Genomic DNA, 14,406 nt, shown 5'->3' with positions numbered 1-14,406 from the left:
GCGGTTTCGATGTCGGCGCTGGTGAATTTGATGCAGTTCGTGGTCATTGCTCTTCTCCTTGTTTGCGTTGCAATGATGGTCACCTTGCAGCTGGCCAAGGCCCGGCCACACCGAAGGCGGAGCGCAGCGGAGAGGGGCAGGCGCCGGTCTTTTTGGTCCGCGCGGAATGACCCGCAGGGACAGGGGAAAAAGATCGGCGCCAACCTTTGTGGACGGGACGACAGCTGCGACCAGCATGTCATGCAACCCAGACAAAGGGAGAAGTGCGGTGGCCATGAAGGAAAGTAGGGGAACAGACGAGAGAGATGCCGCAAGGAGTAGGGATTGTCTTCTCGTCCATCCAAACTTCAAGACTCTTCGAAGACCAAAGCCGTCAGATCACAAATCGATGGCAACGGCAGAGCATTCGCCCATCCTTCCGTGGCATCACAGGGGCGTTTGCGTTCGCATTCGGAGATGCAGGCGTCCAGATACCATCGAGTTGCCAGACACTCATCCGCTCTGGTGCCCGACTAATGGCCAGACCTGGCTCTGAGATTCTTCGCGTGTCGCTGTTATCCTCAGACCAATGGAAGTGTCCTGAGCCAGAGATAAAAACGAGGTCATAGCGCGCTCAACAACTCGATTGCATGTGCCAGTGGTAACGCTCGAATGTCCTTCGCGACGGGGACCTCATGCTCACCGGCATAGACCAGGAGCTTTCGGTTGGCTCCAATGTCCTCGGCCCCTGTGTGAAATCCTCTCGAAACCTTTGGTGCAGTCGTCCGTTTGATCTCAACAGCCCAGATGTCGCCGCTTGGCAAACGCAAAACCAAGTCGAGTTCAGCACCGGCCGAAGTGCGATAGAAGAAAGGTTCGGTGCCTAAAGGGGCGGCAGCAAGAAGCGCCTCGATACAGAACCCCTCCCAACTGCCACCGACGACCGGGTGCCCGAGCAAGCCTTCTGTCGTGCCGATGCCCAACAGCGCATGCACGATGCCGCTGTCTCTCACATAGACCTTTGGCGATTTCACCAGACGCTTGCCGACATTCTCGTGCCAGGGCTGCAGGCGTCTCACCAGCATGAGATCGACGAGCAGATCGAGGTAGCGCCCAACGGTCTGGCCGGACACGCCCAATCCCTCGGCAAGGGCCGCGGCGTTCAGAAGGCCGCCCTGGACATGCGCAAGCATCGTCCAGAACCGCCGCAAGGTCGCTGCCGGAATCCGAGGTCCGAGGGCAGGGATGTCTCGCTCCAGATAGGTGCGCAGGAAATCCAGACGCCAGTCCATACTTGCCCGATCGCTCGCGGCCTGAAAGCTGTCGGGAAAGCCGCCGCGCAGCCAGAGCAAGTTCAACTGATCGGCCCCCACCTCGTCAGGCTGCAAGGGGGGCATTTCAACATATCGAACACGACCGGCGAGGGATTCCGCCGTTTGGTGCAAGAGGATATTGGAAGCCGATCCCAATAGCAGGAACTGTCCCGTCCGAAACCCGGCCCGCCGACGCTGATCGATCTGGCCGCGCAAGGTTCTGAAGAGGTCAGGCATCTGCTGCACCTCGTCGAGGATGACGAGTTTGCCCGCCTGTTCGTCCAGATAGAGATCTGGTTCAGTCAGGATTTGCCTGTCCGCCTCACGCTCAAGGTCGAGATAGACAGATGGGCGCTCTGATGCGATGTCGAGTGCAAGTGTTGTCTTTCCGACCTGTCGGGGGCCGAGAAGGACCACAGCCGCTTGGCTCTCCAAGGAAGACTGAACGAATTGTTGGGTCTTGCGTTTGTACATACCTTGCAATTACTCCACGATACGGAAGATTTGCAAGGTTAATCTTACCTACGGCCATAGCTAGTTGCTCAAGCCGAAGTATCTTACTGCCCCAGCAAAACAGCCGTGGCCAAGGAGCATCGACGCAAAATGAGTGCATTCAAATCTGTATCCAAGGGCCTCGAAGAGGCTCTGGCCTTCGCGAATGGCGATTTGGCCGACGCCAAAGTGCATGAAGTGTCCGTGGCGGAGGTCGATGTCGCCGAAGTCCGGCAACGGACGGGCCTGTCCCAGGCCGAGTTCGCCAAGAGCATTGGCGTCGCGAAAGGTACGCTCCTGAACTGGGAACACGGGCGCCGGCACCCGACAGGCCCAGCACAGGTTCTGCTGGCATTGATCGCCAAGAAGCCTTCCGTCGTACAGGACCTCTTGCGCGGGGCGTGAACCGGGGCCTAAGCCCCGATCCTCTTGATGCGGATTCCGAGCTTGCGGGCCTTGTCGACGATGTTCTCGGTGATGCCCGAACCGGGCGTGGCAATCAGACCCTGTGGCATGGTTTCGAGCATCTTGTCGTTGCGCTTGAAGGGGGCGGCCTTGCCGTGGCTCTTCCAGTCGGGCTTGAAGACCACTTGGGTAACGCCACGGGTATCTGCCCAGCGGGCCGCGATCATCTCGGCACCTTTGGGCGTACCGCCGTGCAGCAGCACCATGTCGGGATATTTCGTATGGGTGGCATCGAGGACGGACCAGATCAGATCGTAGGCGTGATAATCCCCGCCCGAGAAAGCGATCCGCGTGCCTTCGGGGCAGTGCACCTCGGTCTCTTTGCGGCGCTTGGCCGAGAGATAGGCCCGGCTGTCCACCACGGCGGAAGTCAGGCCGCGATGCGAGACCTTGGAACCGGTGCGGGGCAGCCAAGGAGACCCGGTGGCGGCCGAGAAGTGGTCCACGGCCAGATCGCGCATCTGTTCGAAGGCGTCGCGATGGTCCCAGAGCTTAAGCCCGATCAACTGGAGGCGTTCCAGTTCAACCGAAGCGACCTCGGAACCGTCCTGGATGGCCAAACTTTCCCGGACCTCGAATTCGTTATCGTCGAGAAGCTTCTGGATATGGGCAAGCCGGCGATGGAAGATCGAGGTGAGGGACCAGAGCATCTCTTCGAGATTGTCTTCCAACTGGCTGCCGGTGAGGAGGCCGATAGTGGTGTCGAAAAGTGTCGCCATGGCGAGCTCGACCTCGTCAGGCTGGGGCAGGGGGCGATGATCGGTCTCGCCGGGTCCTGGTGTTGCGCCATGAAGTGCGAGGTGGTCGAGGATGGCGGAGGTTACGCCGGTTTCCTCGGGGATGTCTGTCTGATGGGGCATTGTCTGGTTCCTCTGATTGATCTGACCCGATTTGGATGGGGCGATAACAGGACCGGCGGCGACCGGGCCGCATCCGTCAGGATCGGAGCGCAGCGGAGAATGCGCCCAGGGCCGGAAAATTGCTCCCGCGAGGAATGAGCCGAAGGCTCAGGGGAATTTTCTGGTGCGGGGCGCATTGCTGTCCGGGCGAGGAGCACTCTGCTCCGACCCGCCGGTCCATCGCTCCTCTTTTCCAAACGGGTTCAGATCGAACCCGCGGAACCTTTGCCCTGTCGGACGTCACTTATGGGGCTGGCGCTCACCCGTCCTCGATCTCCAGACCTTGTACTTTCATGGCCTCAAGCAACGACCGGCGCAGCGCATCTTTGCCAAATGCCCGCAGATCGTCGTTGAAATCGCCCATGTTTGGCACGAGACCACCACAGGCAATACCAAGCGATTCCAGTTGGTTACGCAGTCTCAGTGATGCGGTTCGTCCCGCTTCGTCATTGTCCCGCGCGATCCAGATACGCTTGATCCCCGGCGGCGGGATGAAGAGGCCGAGATGGGTGGCAGTGAGACAGGAGGCGAGGTCAAACTCGGAGAGAGCCGTGCCGACCGAGAGGGTGTTCTCGAGACCTTCACCGACGATGAGATCGCTGCGCGCCTTGCCGGACCAGAAGCGGATGGCATGGCCGTGCAGCTGTCCGAGGATCCGCTTCGGGCTCTCGATCTCGGCCAAACCGCCGGTGGACGGGTCGAGATAGAAGCGTGCGCAGCCGGTGATCTGGCCCCGATTGTCGGTGATCTTCGCGAGCAGGGCAGGGGCCCTTTGCGGCGGATCGGCGTCGTCCTCGCCCTGCCGCAGGAAAACCCGCGGGTGATAACGCAGCGCCGGACCCAGCCGTGTGATCCCGCGCCCCTGCAGATAGGTGGCAGCCAAGGTGCCGAGAACCGGCTTGCCAGCGGCAAAGAGCTTCCGCGCCCGCGCAATGCGTTTGCTAGAGGCAGCATCGGGGCACTCAGCCCTTTGGGTGTCACAAGGTAAGGAAGGGCAGGGGGCCTCGCCGAGAAAGGACCGGGCCTCCCTCAGCGTTTCCTTGAGCGTGACCGAACCAAGCCGTTCATGCATCAGGTCAATCAGATCGCCATACTCACCGGTCGCGAAATCGGTCCAAGATCCGGCTTTGCGCCCACCCTGAGCTTGCAGCCGGATGGCGAGGCTCTGACCCTTTGCGCCCGAAGTGTCGCCAACCTGCCAATAGTTGCCCTGCTTGGACCCCTCGGGGAAATACTGGCGGCAGAAACTCTCGGCGCGGTCTGCAAGATCAGCCGAGAGGTCTGCGATGCTGCGCCGCGCGCTCATGCGGCTGCATCCGCTGCGCTTGCGCCAACCGGATGCGCGGCAAGGACCCGCGCCAGCACCTCGGTGCAATCCACCGGGATGAACACCCGCGTCTTCCACTGGATCACCTCGGTGAAACAGCCCAAGGCCTTCAATGCGGGCAGTGCCGCGCCCGACGCTCCGATCAGCTCGAGCCTCGGCTGTCCCATGACCAGAGAGCGACGCAACTGGTAGCCCCCAAGCAGGCTGAGGGTCGTCTTCGCGTCCATGACCGCGCCGAACACCTCCTGCGGCGTCATCTCAATCTGGCAGTCGAGACCAAGGCGCGCATAGACATTGAGAAGCTGTTCCTGGCTGACCAAGCGGCCGATGGCGCGCTCCCCGTCCTCGGTCTGCAGACGATAGATCCGCATGTTGTCGGCGGGCAGCCGGTCCCAGATCGGCAGGAGGAGGCCGCAGATCAGCGTGATCTTCGATGTAGTGAACTCCGGCACCGCGTCGACCTCGGCCTGCCAGAGCTGCTCGAACATCGCATCATCGATCTCTTCCCAGTGCGACTTCGAGAACTCGGTCAGCGCGAGGATTTCGGTCGCCATGGGCCGCAGGAGCTTCACCCGCAAGATCGGCACGCCATCCTCGTCCATGAAGGCCGGCGCTTTCACCATCAGGGCCGCGCGTTTGGAGGTCTTGTTCCAGCACAGCGTCGCGCCTCTTGTGTCGGCGCAGATGGCTTTGACGCGGGGCAGAGTGAGCGGATCGTTGCGATCGATACGCTCCACGGTCAGCGCAGTTGCCGTCGCGCCCGTCGCCTCATGCTCGAAGATGACCTTGCGATCAACGATCTCAAACTTCTCGGCGCGCAGGGTCTCTAGCCCGACATCGAGGGTGCCTGCCTGACGCGCGTCCTCAATTATCGCCGAAAGAAACCCGCCGAAGGCCTCGAAGATCGCGTCCTGCATGTCGATGCGGAGCGCGAGGCAGCGGTTCAGGAACTGCTGGATCGGCGGCAGGGTTTCCTTCATCGTGCCATCCGCCTCATCGAGCGTCAGCCCGGTCATCTCCTGGAACCTGGAGTAGGAGCAGGCGTCGATCTTGCCCGCGCGCAGCTTGTAGAAGAACTGCCGCAACGCCGCTCGTGCATAAGGGCTCTCGAGGTTGTCCTCGGCGCGGAACATGTTCTGCCCACCCGTCTCGCGTTGCCCCTTGGTGATGGCCCCGAGCGTATCGAGGCGGCGGGCGATGGTGGAGAGGAACCGCTTCTCACCCTTCACGTCTGTGGCAACGGGGCGAAAGAGCGGCGGCTGCGCTTGGTTCGTGCGGTTGGTACGCCCCAGCCCCTGAATCGCATTGTCGGCTTTCCAGCCAGGCTCAAGCAAGTAATGCACCCGGAGGCGCTGGTTCTTTGCACCAAGATCGGCGTGGTAGCTGCGCCCCGTGCCACCGGCGTCAGAAAAGATCAGGATGCGCTTGGCGTCATCCATGAAGGCCTGGGTTTCGCCGAGGTTGGAGGAGGCGGCTCGGTTCTCGACCTTGAGCCGCCCTTCACGCGTCCTCGCGATGCGCCGCTTGCGCCCCGTGACCTCGGCCACCGCATCGCCCCCGAAATGCCACAGGATCTGATCGAGCGCGCCCTGCACCGGGGCAAGGGCACCGAGATGCTCGACAAGCTCATCCCGCCGCCGCTCCGCCTCACGGCAGATAATCGGATTGCCATCACCATCGAGGGCGGGACGCGAGCGTAGGTCGCCGTTCTCGTCGGAGTAGGGCTCGAAGAGCTGCGTCGGGAAGCTGTGCATGAGGTAGTCCATGATGTTCTCGCGCGGCGTAAAATCGACCTGCAGGTCGTCCCACTCCGAGGGCGGGATCTCTTCGAGGCGCCGTTCCATCACCGCCTCGCTGGTCGAGACCACCTGAATCACGGCCGAATGCCCCGCGGCCAGGTCCGCTTCGATCGCATGGATGAGCGAAGGGCATTTCATGGCGGTGATGAGATGATTGAAGAAACGCTGCTTGTTGCTCTCGAAGGCCGAGCGCGCAGCGGATTTCGCCTGGGGGTTCAGCGTACCGGTCTCGGAGGAAATACCCGAGGCCTGAAGGGCGGCCTCCAAGTTGGTGTGGATGATCTGGTAGGCATCGGCATAGCTGTCATAGATCGCGATCTGTGCGGGCGTCAGCTCATGCACCAGCATTTCGTATTCGACCCCGGCATAGGAGAGGGACCGCGCAAGATAGAGCCCGAGCGCCTTCAGATCGCGCGAGATCATCTCCATGGCAGCAATGCCCCCGGCCTCCATCGCGGCAACGAACTCGGCCCGCGTCACGAAAGGGAAATCACCCGTGCCCCAGAGCCCGAGACGGGAGGCATAGGCGAGATTGCCGACCACCGTCGCGCCGGTCGCTGAGACGTAGAGCACCCGGGCATCGGGAACGGCATTTTGCAGCGCGAGGCCAGCAAGGCCTTGTTGGGATGCCTTCTTGTCGCCGCGGTCGGACTTTTCGCCGGCGGCATTCGCCATGGCGTGGCTTTCGTCGAAAGCGATGACCCCGTTGAACCCCTCGCCAAGCCAGGACGTCACCTGATCGAGGCGGGAGGCTTTCCCGTCGCGTTCAGCAGAACGCAGGGTGGCATAGGTGACGAAGAGGATGCCCTCTGGGAGACGGATATCGCTCCCCTGGCGGAATTTCGAGAGCGGCACGATATCGCTTTCACGCCCCCCAAGCGCCATCCAGTCGCGGCGCGCATCCTCGATGAGCTTGTCGCTCTTCGAGACCCAGACCGCGCGGCGTCGTCCTTGCAGCCAATTGTCGAGGATGATGCCCGCGACCTGCCGGCCCTTGCCGCAGCCCGTGCCATCGCCGAGGAACCAGCCCTTGCGCAGGCGAAAGGCACCTTCGTCATCCTCAGACGCTGCCATCAGCTGACCTTCGATCTCGCCGCGCTTGAACCAGCCCTTGAGATGCGTCTCGTGGGCATTGCCCGCATAGATGACGCTTTCAAGCTGCGGCGCGGAGAGGAGACCGTCCGCGACGAGGGTCTTCGGCAGCATTGGGCGGTAGGTCGGGACAGGCGGCGGGACAGAGGCCATGGCCGCGGATTGCACGAGTGCGGTCGGATGAGCGGCCGCGCCGTCGATCCGGATCGATTGCAGGTCATAGGCTTCGTAGACCGTATCCTGCAGCGCGCCCTCGGGTTCGCTCCAGGCTTTCGGCAGGTAGTCGAGCGGGGCCGTGTCGATGTCGTCGAACGGGTGCTTCGCGCGTTCCTCGGCGAGGGCGCGGGTTTCTTTGCGTGCTGCGTTGCGCAGGGCGTGGAGGTTGGTGCGGGTCGGGCGAGGTGGCACCGAAAGAGCCGCGCCAGTGGGGCAGGGCAGGGGGTTGCGGCGCGCGGGACAATGGGTGAGTACTACGGAGAGAAGATCACTCGTGGTCGCGCAGATCGGATGATAGGCGGCGTCAATATCAGCCGGTGCGGTCTCTTCAGCACCAGCCACGCGCTTGTCGATCACCGTCAGCCTCGTGTCGATCGTGGTGCCATGCCGCGCGAAGACCTTGCCGTCGATGGCTGCGGAAAACACCACGTCAGCGCTTTGCCTGATCCGCTGAAACGTAGGCTGGAAACTCTTGGTGGAGGGACGGAAACTCTCGCCGGTGATGACAACGAGACGCCCACCGGGCGCGAGGCGAGCAAGGGAAGACAGAACATGTTGGCTGGTGGCCTGCCGGAACCGGCCTTCGACGTGGCTAGCGGCCGAGAACGGTGGGTTCATCACGATGACCGAGGGCGTGATCGACCGATCCAAACGGTCGTCGATCGAGGCGGCATCGTGTTCCGAGACTGCAGCGTTGGAGAAAAGCTGCTCCAGCAACGCGCGGCGGGTCTCAGCGAGCTCGTTCAGCGCCAGGCGAGCGCCTGCGATCCGGGCGAAGATCGCCAGCATGCCGGTGCCGGCCGAGGGCTCGAGCACGAGTTCGTCGGCCCGAAACCCCGCCGCCTGCGCGACGATGGCTGCGAGCGGCAGAGGGGTCGAAAACTGTTGCAGACGGATGCTGTCTTCCGAGCGCCGCGTGTGAGAGGGCGCCAAACCGGCGAGGCGTTCGATCATGGAAAGAAAGGCGTGCGGCGTAGCCGCCTGCCGCTGTATCAGCGCACCGTAGCGCGAGAGCATCAGGATCTGGGCGACCTCTGCGGCCTCATAGACGTCCTTCCAGACCCAGGCACCACTGGTGTCGCTGGCACCGGAAGCTTCTTCCATCGCGGCGCGCAGGGCAGCGGCGTCGATGGGCTTGCCCGCCTCGAACTGGGGGACGAGGGTTTTCGCAGCCAGCAAAAGGTTTTGGGCGAAGCGCGAGGCTTCCGAGCGGGCAGGGGTCTCGGCCTCGGGCGCAAGCGGGACGGAATGGGGGTGAGCGTTCATCGGCAATCTCCGGGGTTGAGGGTTGGCCCCAAGCCCCGCGCGCACTCTCTCACCCGGGAGGGGTCACCCCTCCCGCCCTGTCTCTCGCTCTTTCATGGCAAAGCCCCGGTGCAAATTTGCCCGTTATCAGGACGACCGCAGATGCCTCGGCACGTCCATGGACTGATGCAGGACCCGGATCACGAATATCCTGTCCGGGTCCACCTCGTAGAACACGAGGTGCCGACCCGTGATCAGTTTACGCGCACCCTGCTGGAGGTCGGAGCAGTCCGATCCCATTTGCGGGTTGGCGATGAGCCCCTTCAGGGCACGATCGATGTCGTCGAGATAGCGGTCCGCCTGCGCCGCGCCCCACTGTCGATCTGTCTCGACCCAGATGTCGACGAGATCGGATTTTGCCGCCTGGGAGTGATGGATTTCACGCATCAGAAGCGCCAGAGCGGCTCCGCGCCTCGCGCTTGATCTCATCCATGTCAAGCGGACCGGCGTCACCGGATTGTTTGCCCTCCATCAGCGCAACGCGAAGCCGCGCCCGCTGACCTTCCTGCTCCTCCATCAGGCGCAGAGAGGCGCGGATCAACTCGCTGGTTGACCCGTAACGCCCCTCTTTAAGCATCAGGGCGATGAATTCGTCCCAATGGGGGCCAAGTGTGACGCTTGTGCTTGCCATGCTCATCTCCAGAATACGCATGAATAAGATATATGAGTATTTCGGGCATTTCAACTCGGGGGTGGGCTTGCGCCCTGTTCGGCGCCGGCAGGTCTGTGCAGCTCTCGCAAAGTCAGGTGATCTACAAATGCTCGTGCCTCGGACAGGCAGTCCAACTCATAGTGCCCGAAGAACCCCCAGCAGGCATCGACCTCCTCGCCGTCACGCTCGACGACATAGCCATAAACCTGGCCGCCGAGGTAGGCATCGAAGGTGACGATCTCAGCGCGCAGAATGTTTTTGGCCTTTTCGCGCATCGCCTTGGTGACGCGTTTCACGCCGAACTCTTCCCGGACCGCGTCGAGCGTCACGTAGACATAGCCGACTTGGCTGGAATCCCACGGGCAGTGAAACCCGATCGTGTTCATCGCGAGACCGGAATGATCGTAGAGAAACACGGGCAATAAGATCGCCTTGCGCTCGGCGCGCTCGCGCAGCTGCTCAATCGAGAGGTCGCTCTGGTCTGTGACGCCCGAGAGATCGCGCAGGAGCGCATCTGGGCTGTCGAAGGGATGGCTGTCGCCCAGCCGATAGCGCCGGTGCCAGCAGATCAGTTTCCCGAGGTTGGACCACTCCCTCGGGCTCTCAGTATCCGGGTCATGGTAGATCTTGATGGTATGGCCTTGGTAGGCCTCCTCGTAGACAGGGTCTTGCATTTCGATATCCTTTCTTGAAACGCAATCGACCCGCCGAGCCGGTTGAGGCCGCAGGCGGGTCGATTTGGACGTGGTCAGGTGGTCGGCGAGTTTGCCGTCCGGTGGATCAGGCAGCAGCGCGGTTCTGACGATCTTGGATGTGCTCAACCGAAACCTTCAGCAGCCAGTCCTCGAAGCCGAGAATGGTCTGGTGATTGACCACCGCCGCGACCCAAACTGCGCGCGGATCGCCAACAATCTGTGTCGGGTCGTTGTCGATCCGGCCATTGGCCATCCACGGCTCTGGCTGGATGCGCCCGAGCCAGTCCGCCAGCGACGGGATGCGTCCTTGGCAGTCTTCGCGCACATGCTGCTCGCCGATCCAGCGGATGGGAACAACCCGGCCCGCGCTGTTGGTCAGGCTGCGACCGAAGTGGCGTTCAGCATCATAGATCCCAACGGTATGATGTTTTTGGGCTCTGTGAACAAAGAGACCTAGGTGCTCTTTGGATGAGTCAAACCAGTCATGCACATGCTGGTAATCGTTTGGCACACCGCCAAACTTTCGGGCTGAGCTTTCAGCGTGATGGAGGGGGTGTGCCATGTCAGAGCCCCTCGTGTTCAGTGGTGTTGGTCTCGATGTAACGGTTCGAATGACTGACATCGATCTTGTCAGTCTCAAGCGACCAAGTCAGTTCACCATAGCCGCCCTCGTTGTTCTCGAACCCGGGGCACAGGGCATAGGCGAAGTCCCAGCCGAAATCTTCGGCCCGGCGCCGCAGGTCTTCCGTCAGGATGATCGTGTCAGGGGTCACCACGACATCCTCGACATTGCCGGAATCGCCGTAGCCTTCGTATTGCACCTCGATGTTCGTTACGCCGAGGGTGCGCAGTTCGGAAAGAAGCGTCGCGCGGGTTTCTACCCGCTGTTCGGCAGCACGCCTCTGGGATTCGAGTATCTGCGCGTAGAAATCAGTCTCTTGTGTCATGTCTTTGATCCTTTGGAATTGAGGAAATGGGAGGGCGACCATTACGCGGGGTCGCCCAGGAAGTTTCCTGCGGGGCTTCAGGCCGCAGCGTCGCCGCGGTCTTCAGCCGTCCGATCTACCAGGTTGAAATAGAGGTTCTCGGTCGCGCGCTTGAACCCCGGCGGTTTGCGCGGGGCGAGACAACGCACCGAAGCGCTGCAGCTCTCGCCGTGCTCCATTGCGAACTGCGTCACCTTGTCGATGAGGTCATCCATGCCCGCGGCCTGGATGCGCTTTTCGGGGTAGCTCCCCATCATCTGGAACTGGGTGACGACGAAGGCGCCATCGCGATGCGCGGGATAGAGGGTGATCTGGTAGTCGAGTGTCTTGGCCATCTTTGGTCTCCTGCAGCAGGCTGGACGCGATCATCGCGCCCCTTGGAACCCGCCAGCCCGAAAGGACCGCCCTTTGTGCAAGGGCGATCCGTGGCGATGTCGGTGAAAAGGGATCGTCAGTATTCTGACGGTAGAAGCAGGGTCAGGACCCGACGTGTTTGCGCAGGGTCGGAAGGTTCAGGCGAGCCGTACTGGTAGTCGGTGTCGTACAAATCGACCTTGAACCAGACTGTCGTGTCCTCAAACTCGATGACACCCATCTCGTGCCATCCCTGCGGGTCGCTGTCGGCATTGAAGGCATCAAACGCGGCGACGCGGCGGGTCAATTCCAGATGCGCAACGGGTCCAAGTGCGGCGACGCCGGGTGTCATGACGAACTGGCCCTGAGGCGCGTCAGCGACGGGCGTGTTTCCGAGTATGGAATGGCGAAACGCATCGTTCTGCGCGGCGATCAGTGCGGCTTCCCGAACGGGATCGAGATCAAGCGAAGTGGTCATGGGATATCTCCGGGACGGGTCAGCCGATCCGATATCGGCTGTAGGCAACCCGCCAGCCGGAAAGGGCCGCCCTGGATGTGAGGACGGCCCAAGGCTCATGTGGTAATCAGATAGGTGTTTTCTTTGTCAGGCCGCATCCTCGCTGAGGAATGCGGGCAAGGAGGACGGGCCCTCATTCTCGGCATCGGGCAGCGGATCTGCAGCGGGCGCGTCGCCTTCCTCGGCCTCGGGCGCATCGCCAATCATTTTGGCGTCGGCCTCCGTCGAACCGGCAAACACCATCCCCTCGGGCAACCAGCGGGTCGTCTTTGCAACCGTCGCCGCGTCGAAACCCTCCGTCTCGCCGGCCGCCTCCGCGAAAGCCCGCTCCATCGCGGCGGCGAGATCGCCCTTGCGTTCCCGATTGCGATCCTCGGCGTAGTCGTCACCGATCAGCTTGCGCGCCGTTGCCACGGCATGCCCCTTGTTGACCCGACCCCAGTAGTTCTGTGCGGTCGGACGCCAGCAGGCCGCCACATCGACATCGAGCCGCCCACCGATCTCCTCGATGATCGGAGACGGGCGATTGTCGGAGGAGAGTTGCGGCTTGACCGCCAGACCCGTTGCCCAGGAGAAAAGCGCCTGCTTGTCGGCAATGGGCAGCGCCGACATCGCCCGGAAGTCATCGGGTTTTTCGAGCTTCATCCAGTCGGTGGCGAGGTCCTGCTCCAGCGCCTCGAGCATCTTCTGGGCGACGGTATCCGCGTGCAGCACCTCGCGGTTTTGCGTCTGGAAGGGCCGGATCGAGATGTCGAGCGCCTCGTTGTTGTAGGACCGTCCCAGAGCCTGCTCACAGAGCGCATAAAGCATCGCGTCGAACGCCACCTCGAAATCCGCAACCAGATGCGCCCGCAGGATGTGCTGGCGCGTCGCGCGCAGGTCGTCTGCGAGGCTCCCCGAAATCCCATCGGCTTTGCGCAATGTCGCGGCAGGGTCGGAGGTCGGCACCGGTGTCGAGGAGGTCGGCGGGGTCACGTGGGGCCGGGCAGGGGAGGGGGCGCCATCCGCACCTGCCGGGGTCTCATCGAGTTCCGGCGCGGCTGGAATATCCTCGGGCCGTACAAGGCCCTTCTCGACACGCAACGCTCCATCATGACCGATGGTCAGAACCACGCCGGCGATGGCCCGATCTGCGTCAGCATAGGGTTGCCGTTCACGCTGCAAGGCCTCGATCTCGCGCAGGCGCGGCTCGATGGCGTAATATTCTTCGGTTTCGGCATCGGTCCAGTCCTCACCGTCATTCTGCGCTGCCAGCTCCTCTTCGCGCGCGATGAGACGCTCTTCCTCAGCCAGCAGATCCGGATCAGGGTCGATGTCCTGCGGATAGACCCGCCCGAAACTGCGAAACGCGCCGTAATCCACGGAGAGATGTACTTCGAGCCATTTCCAGTCGGCCTCGAAGGGTTTGGCCGCAGCTTGCAGCTTCTCGATGGCAAGGCGCTCCAGGAGCTCGGGGTTTTCCATATGGGCGCTAGCGCGGTCGTCGAAGAGATCGCGCAGCAGAACGCCGCCCGCCGCCTCGTAAGCCTCGACGCCGACAAAGCGCCCGAGGGCTGAGTTCGCCGAATGCGCGGTCTCGGTCAGTTGGCGTTTGATGCTCTGCGGGTGGATGTGATAGCTGCCCTTCACCGCCTTCCAGACTGCGAGTTGCCGATCGTGATCGTCGGTCAGCGTGAAAGCCATCACGCATTCGAGGGTCAGATCGCCTGCACGGAACTGCTCGATGATTTCGGGGGCGACGCGGGCGAGTTTGAGGCGGCGGCGCACCAGGTCGACGGAGACGCCAAACTTCAGCGCGATCTCGTCTTCACTGCGGCCCTCGGCGATCATTTTGTCGAAAGCTTCGAACTGGTCGGCCGGGTGCATCGCCGCACGCTGGAGGTTTTCCGTGGCAGAGGTGAGGACAGCATTGCGCTCATCCTCGATGAGGCAGGGCACGGGATGATCTGCGGGGATCACACCGTCTTCGGCGAGTTGCTTCAGCGCCTTGAGACGACGACCGCCCGCATCGACAGCGAAACGTGTCTCTGTCAGCGCATGAACCACCAGGTTCTGCTTGATGCCAGTCTCGCGGATGCTGGCCAGGAGTTCGGCGTCGTCGCTGGCGCTGGCGGCCACCTTGCGGACGTTCAACGGGCTTGGCTCCAGCTGGTTGAGTGGGATTATCCGGATGTCGGCGGCGCTGTCAGGCGTTGCCGATCCGGTAGCTTCGGTCTTCTGATCGGTGACGGGTTTCGGTCGGGTTGTGGTCTTGGCCATGGTCAGGATCCTTGTCACGCCGGACCCGGATGAGCCTCTCTCTATCCTTTCAAGCC

At 62.3% G+C, this 14,406-nt stretch carries 13 protein-coding genes; 1 reads left to right on the top strand and 12 read right to left on the bottom strand.

Annotated features, from left to right (window positions below; translation table 11 throughout):
* Positions 1-602: 602 nt before the first annotated feature.
* Entirely contained in the window at positions 603-1,766 is a 1,164-nt protein-coding gene (locus tag AC13DE_RS03410; RefSeq protein WP_008335662.1) for an ATP-binding protein, read from the bottom strand.
* A 129-nt stretch (positions 1,767-1,895) separates the two neighbouring features.
* Between AC13DE_RS03410 and AC13DE_RS03405 the strand changes: the two genes are divergently transcribed.
* Positions 1,896-2,189 (top strand): helix-turn-helix domain-containing protein, encoded by a 294-nt coding sequence (locus AC13DE_RS03405; RefSeq protein WP_008335665.1) that lies wholly within the window; start codon positions 1,896-1,898, stop codon positions 2,187-2,189.
* An 8-nt stretch (positions 2,190-2,197) separates the two neighbouring features.
* On the opposite strand, the gene AC13DE_RS03400 is transcribed toward AC13DE_RS03405, so the two are convergent.
* The 11 genes from AC13DE_RS03400 to AC13DE_RS03350 form a co-directional block, all read right to left on the bottom strand.
* Positions 2,198-3,109 carry a DUF2493 domain-containing protein gene (locus AC13DE_RS03400; protein WP_008335666.1) on the bottom strand — a complete coding sequence of 304 codons (912 nt, stop codon included), beginning with the start codon at positions 3,107-3,109 and terminating at the stop codon, positions 2,198-2,200.
* A gap of 298 nt (positions 3,110-3,407) precedes the next feature.
* Positions 3,408-4,454: a DUF7146 domain-containing protein gene (locus AC13DE_RS03395; RefSeq protein WP_008335668.1), complete on the bottom strand. Its 1,047-nt coding sequence runs from the start codon at positions 4,452-4,454 to the stop codon at positions 3,408-3,410.
* Positions 4,451-8,848 carry a strawberry notch-like NTP hydrolase domain-containing protein gene (locus tag AC13DE_RS03390; protein ID WP_040181261.1) on the bottom strand — a complete coding sequence of 1,466 codons (4,398 nt, stop codon included), beginning with the start codon at positions 8,846-8,848 and terminating at the stop codon, positions 4,451-4,453. Before AC13DE_RS03390 ends, AC13DE_RS03395 begins: the two co-directional genes overlap by 4 nt.
* 126 nt (positions 8,849-8,974) lie before the next feature.
* Positions 8,975-9,274: a type II toxin-antitoxin system RelE/ParE family toxin gene (locus tag AC13DE_RS03385; RefSeq protein ID WP_008335672.1), complete on the bottom strand. Its 300-nt coding sequence runs from the start codon at positions 9,272-9,274 to the stop codon at positions 8,975-8,977.
* Entirely contained in the window at positions 9,267-9,518 is a 252-nt protein-coding gene (locus tag AC13DE_RS03380; RefSeq protein ID WP_037207773.1) for a type II toxin-antitoxin system ParD family antitoxin, read from the bottom strand. Before AC13DE_RS03380 ends, AC13DE_RS03385 begins: the two co-directional genes overlap by 8 nt.
* 50 nt (positions 9,519-9,568) lie before the next feature.
* Positions 9,569-10,213, bottom strand: a complete 645-nt coding sequence (locus AC13DE_RS03375) for a hypothetical protein (RefSeq protein WP_008335676.1) — start codon at positions 10,211-10,213, stop codon at positions 9,569-9,571.
* A gap of 106 nt (positions 10,214-10,319) precedes the next feature.
* Entirely contained in the window at positions 10,320-10,796 is a 477-nt protein-coding gene (locus AC13DE_RS03370) for a DUF6915 family protein (RefSeq protein WP_008335678.1), read from the bottom strand.
* 1 nt (position 10,797) lies between these two features.
* Entirely contained in the window at positions 10,798-11,181 is a 384-nt protein-coding gene (locus tag AC13DE_RS03365) for a DUF6878 family protein (RefSeq protein WP_008335679.1), read from the bottom strand.
* A gap of 77 nt (positions 11,182-11,258) precedes the next feature.
* Positions 11,259-11,555: a hypothetical protein gene (locus AC13DE_RS03360; RefSeq protein ID WP_483047071.1), complete on the bottom strand. Its 297-nt coding sequence runs from the start codon at positions 11,553-11,555 to the stop codon at positions 11,259-11,261.
* 116 nt (positions 11,556-11,671) lie between these two features.
* Positions 11,672-12,052, bottom strand: coding sequence for a DUF3768 domain-containing protein (locus AC13DE_RS03355; protein WP_483047070.1), 381 nt, complete (start codon positions 12,050-12,052; stop codon positions 11,672-11,674).
* Positions 12,053-12,178: 126 nt separating this feature from the next.
* A complete protein-coding gene (locus AC13DE_RS03350; RefSeq protein WP_483047069.1) occupies positions 12,179-14,350 on the bottom strand; it encodes a ParB/RepB/Spo0J family partition protein in 2,172 nt (723 codons plus the stop codon).
* Positions 14,351-14,406 lie beyond the last annotated feature (56 nt).

Source organism: Sulfitobacter sp. L-8, assembly GCF_056859255.1.
The sequence above is the reverse complement of the archived record's forward strand: the minus strand, read 5'-3'. Positions and strand labels throughout refer to the sequence as shown.

What these genes read in the sequence shown, in the direction of transcription:
- AC13DE_RS03410 (WP_008335662.1), bottom strand. Translation starts at nt 1,766, where the DNA reads ATGTACAAACGCAAGACCCAACAATTCGTTCAGTCTTCCTTGGAGAGC.
- AC13DE_RS03405 (WP_008335665.1), top strand. Translation starts at nt 1,896, where the DNA reads ATGAGTGCATTCAAATCTGTATCCAAGGGCCTCGAAGAGGCTCTGGCC.
- AC13DE_RS03400 (WP_008335666.1), bottom strand. Translation starts at nt 3,109, where the DNA reads ATGCCCCATCAGACAGACATCCCCGAGGAAACCGGCGTAACCTCCGCC.
- AC13DE_RS03395 (WP_008335668.1), bottom strand. Translation starts at nt 4,454, where the DNA reads ATGAGCGCGCGGCGCAGCATCGCAGACCTCTCGGCTGATCTTGCAGAC.
- AC13DE_RS03390 (WP_040181261.1), bottom strand. Translation starts at nt 8,848, where the DNA reads ATGAACGCTCACCCCCATTCCGTCCCGCTTGCGCCCGAGGCCGAGACC.
- AC13DE_RS03385 (WP_008335672.1), bottom strand. Translation starts at nt 9,274, where the DNA reads ATGCGTGAAATCCATCACTCCCAGGCGGCAAAATCCGATCTCGTCGAC.
- AC13DE_RS03380 (WP_037207773.1), bottom strand. Translation starts at nt 9,518, where the DNA reads ATGGCAAGCACAAGCGTCACACTTGGCCCCCATTGGGACGAATTCATC.
- AC13DE_RS03375 (WP_008335676.1), bottom strand. Translation starts at nt 10,213, where the DNA reads ATGCAAGACCCTGTCTACGAGGAGGCCTACCAAGGCCATACCATCAAG.
- AC13DE_RS03370 (WP_008335678.1), bottom strand. Translation starts at nt 10,796, where the DNA reads ATGGCACACCCCCTCCATCACGCTGAAAGCTCAGCCCGAAAGTTTGGC.
- AC13DE_RS03365 (WP_008335679.1), bottom strand. Translation starts at nt 11,181, where the DNA reads ATGACACAAGAGACTGATTTCTACGCGCAGATACTCGAATCCCAGAGG.
- AC13DE_RS03360 (WP_483047071.1), bottom strand. Translation starts at nt 11,555, where the DNA reads ATGGCCAAGACACTCGACTACCAGATCACCCTCTATCCCGCGCATCGC.
- AC13DE_RS03355 (WP_483047070.1), bottom strand. Translation starts at nt 12,052, where the DNA reads ATGACCACTTCGCTTGATCTCGATCCCGTTCGGGAAGCCGCACTGATC.
- AC13DE_RS03350 (WP_483047069.1), bottom strand. Translation starts at nt 14,350, where the DNA reads ATGGCCAAGACCACAACCCGACCGAAACCCGTCACCGATCAGAAGACC.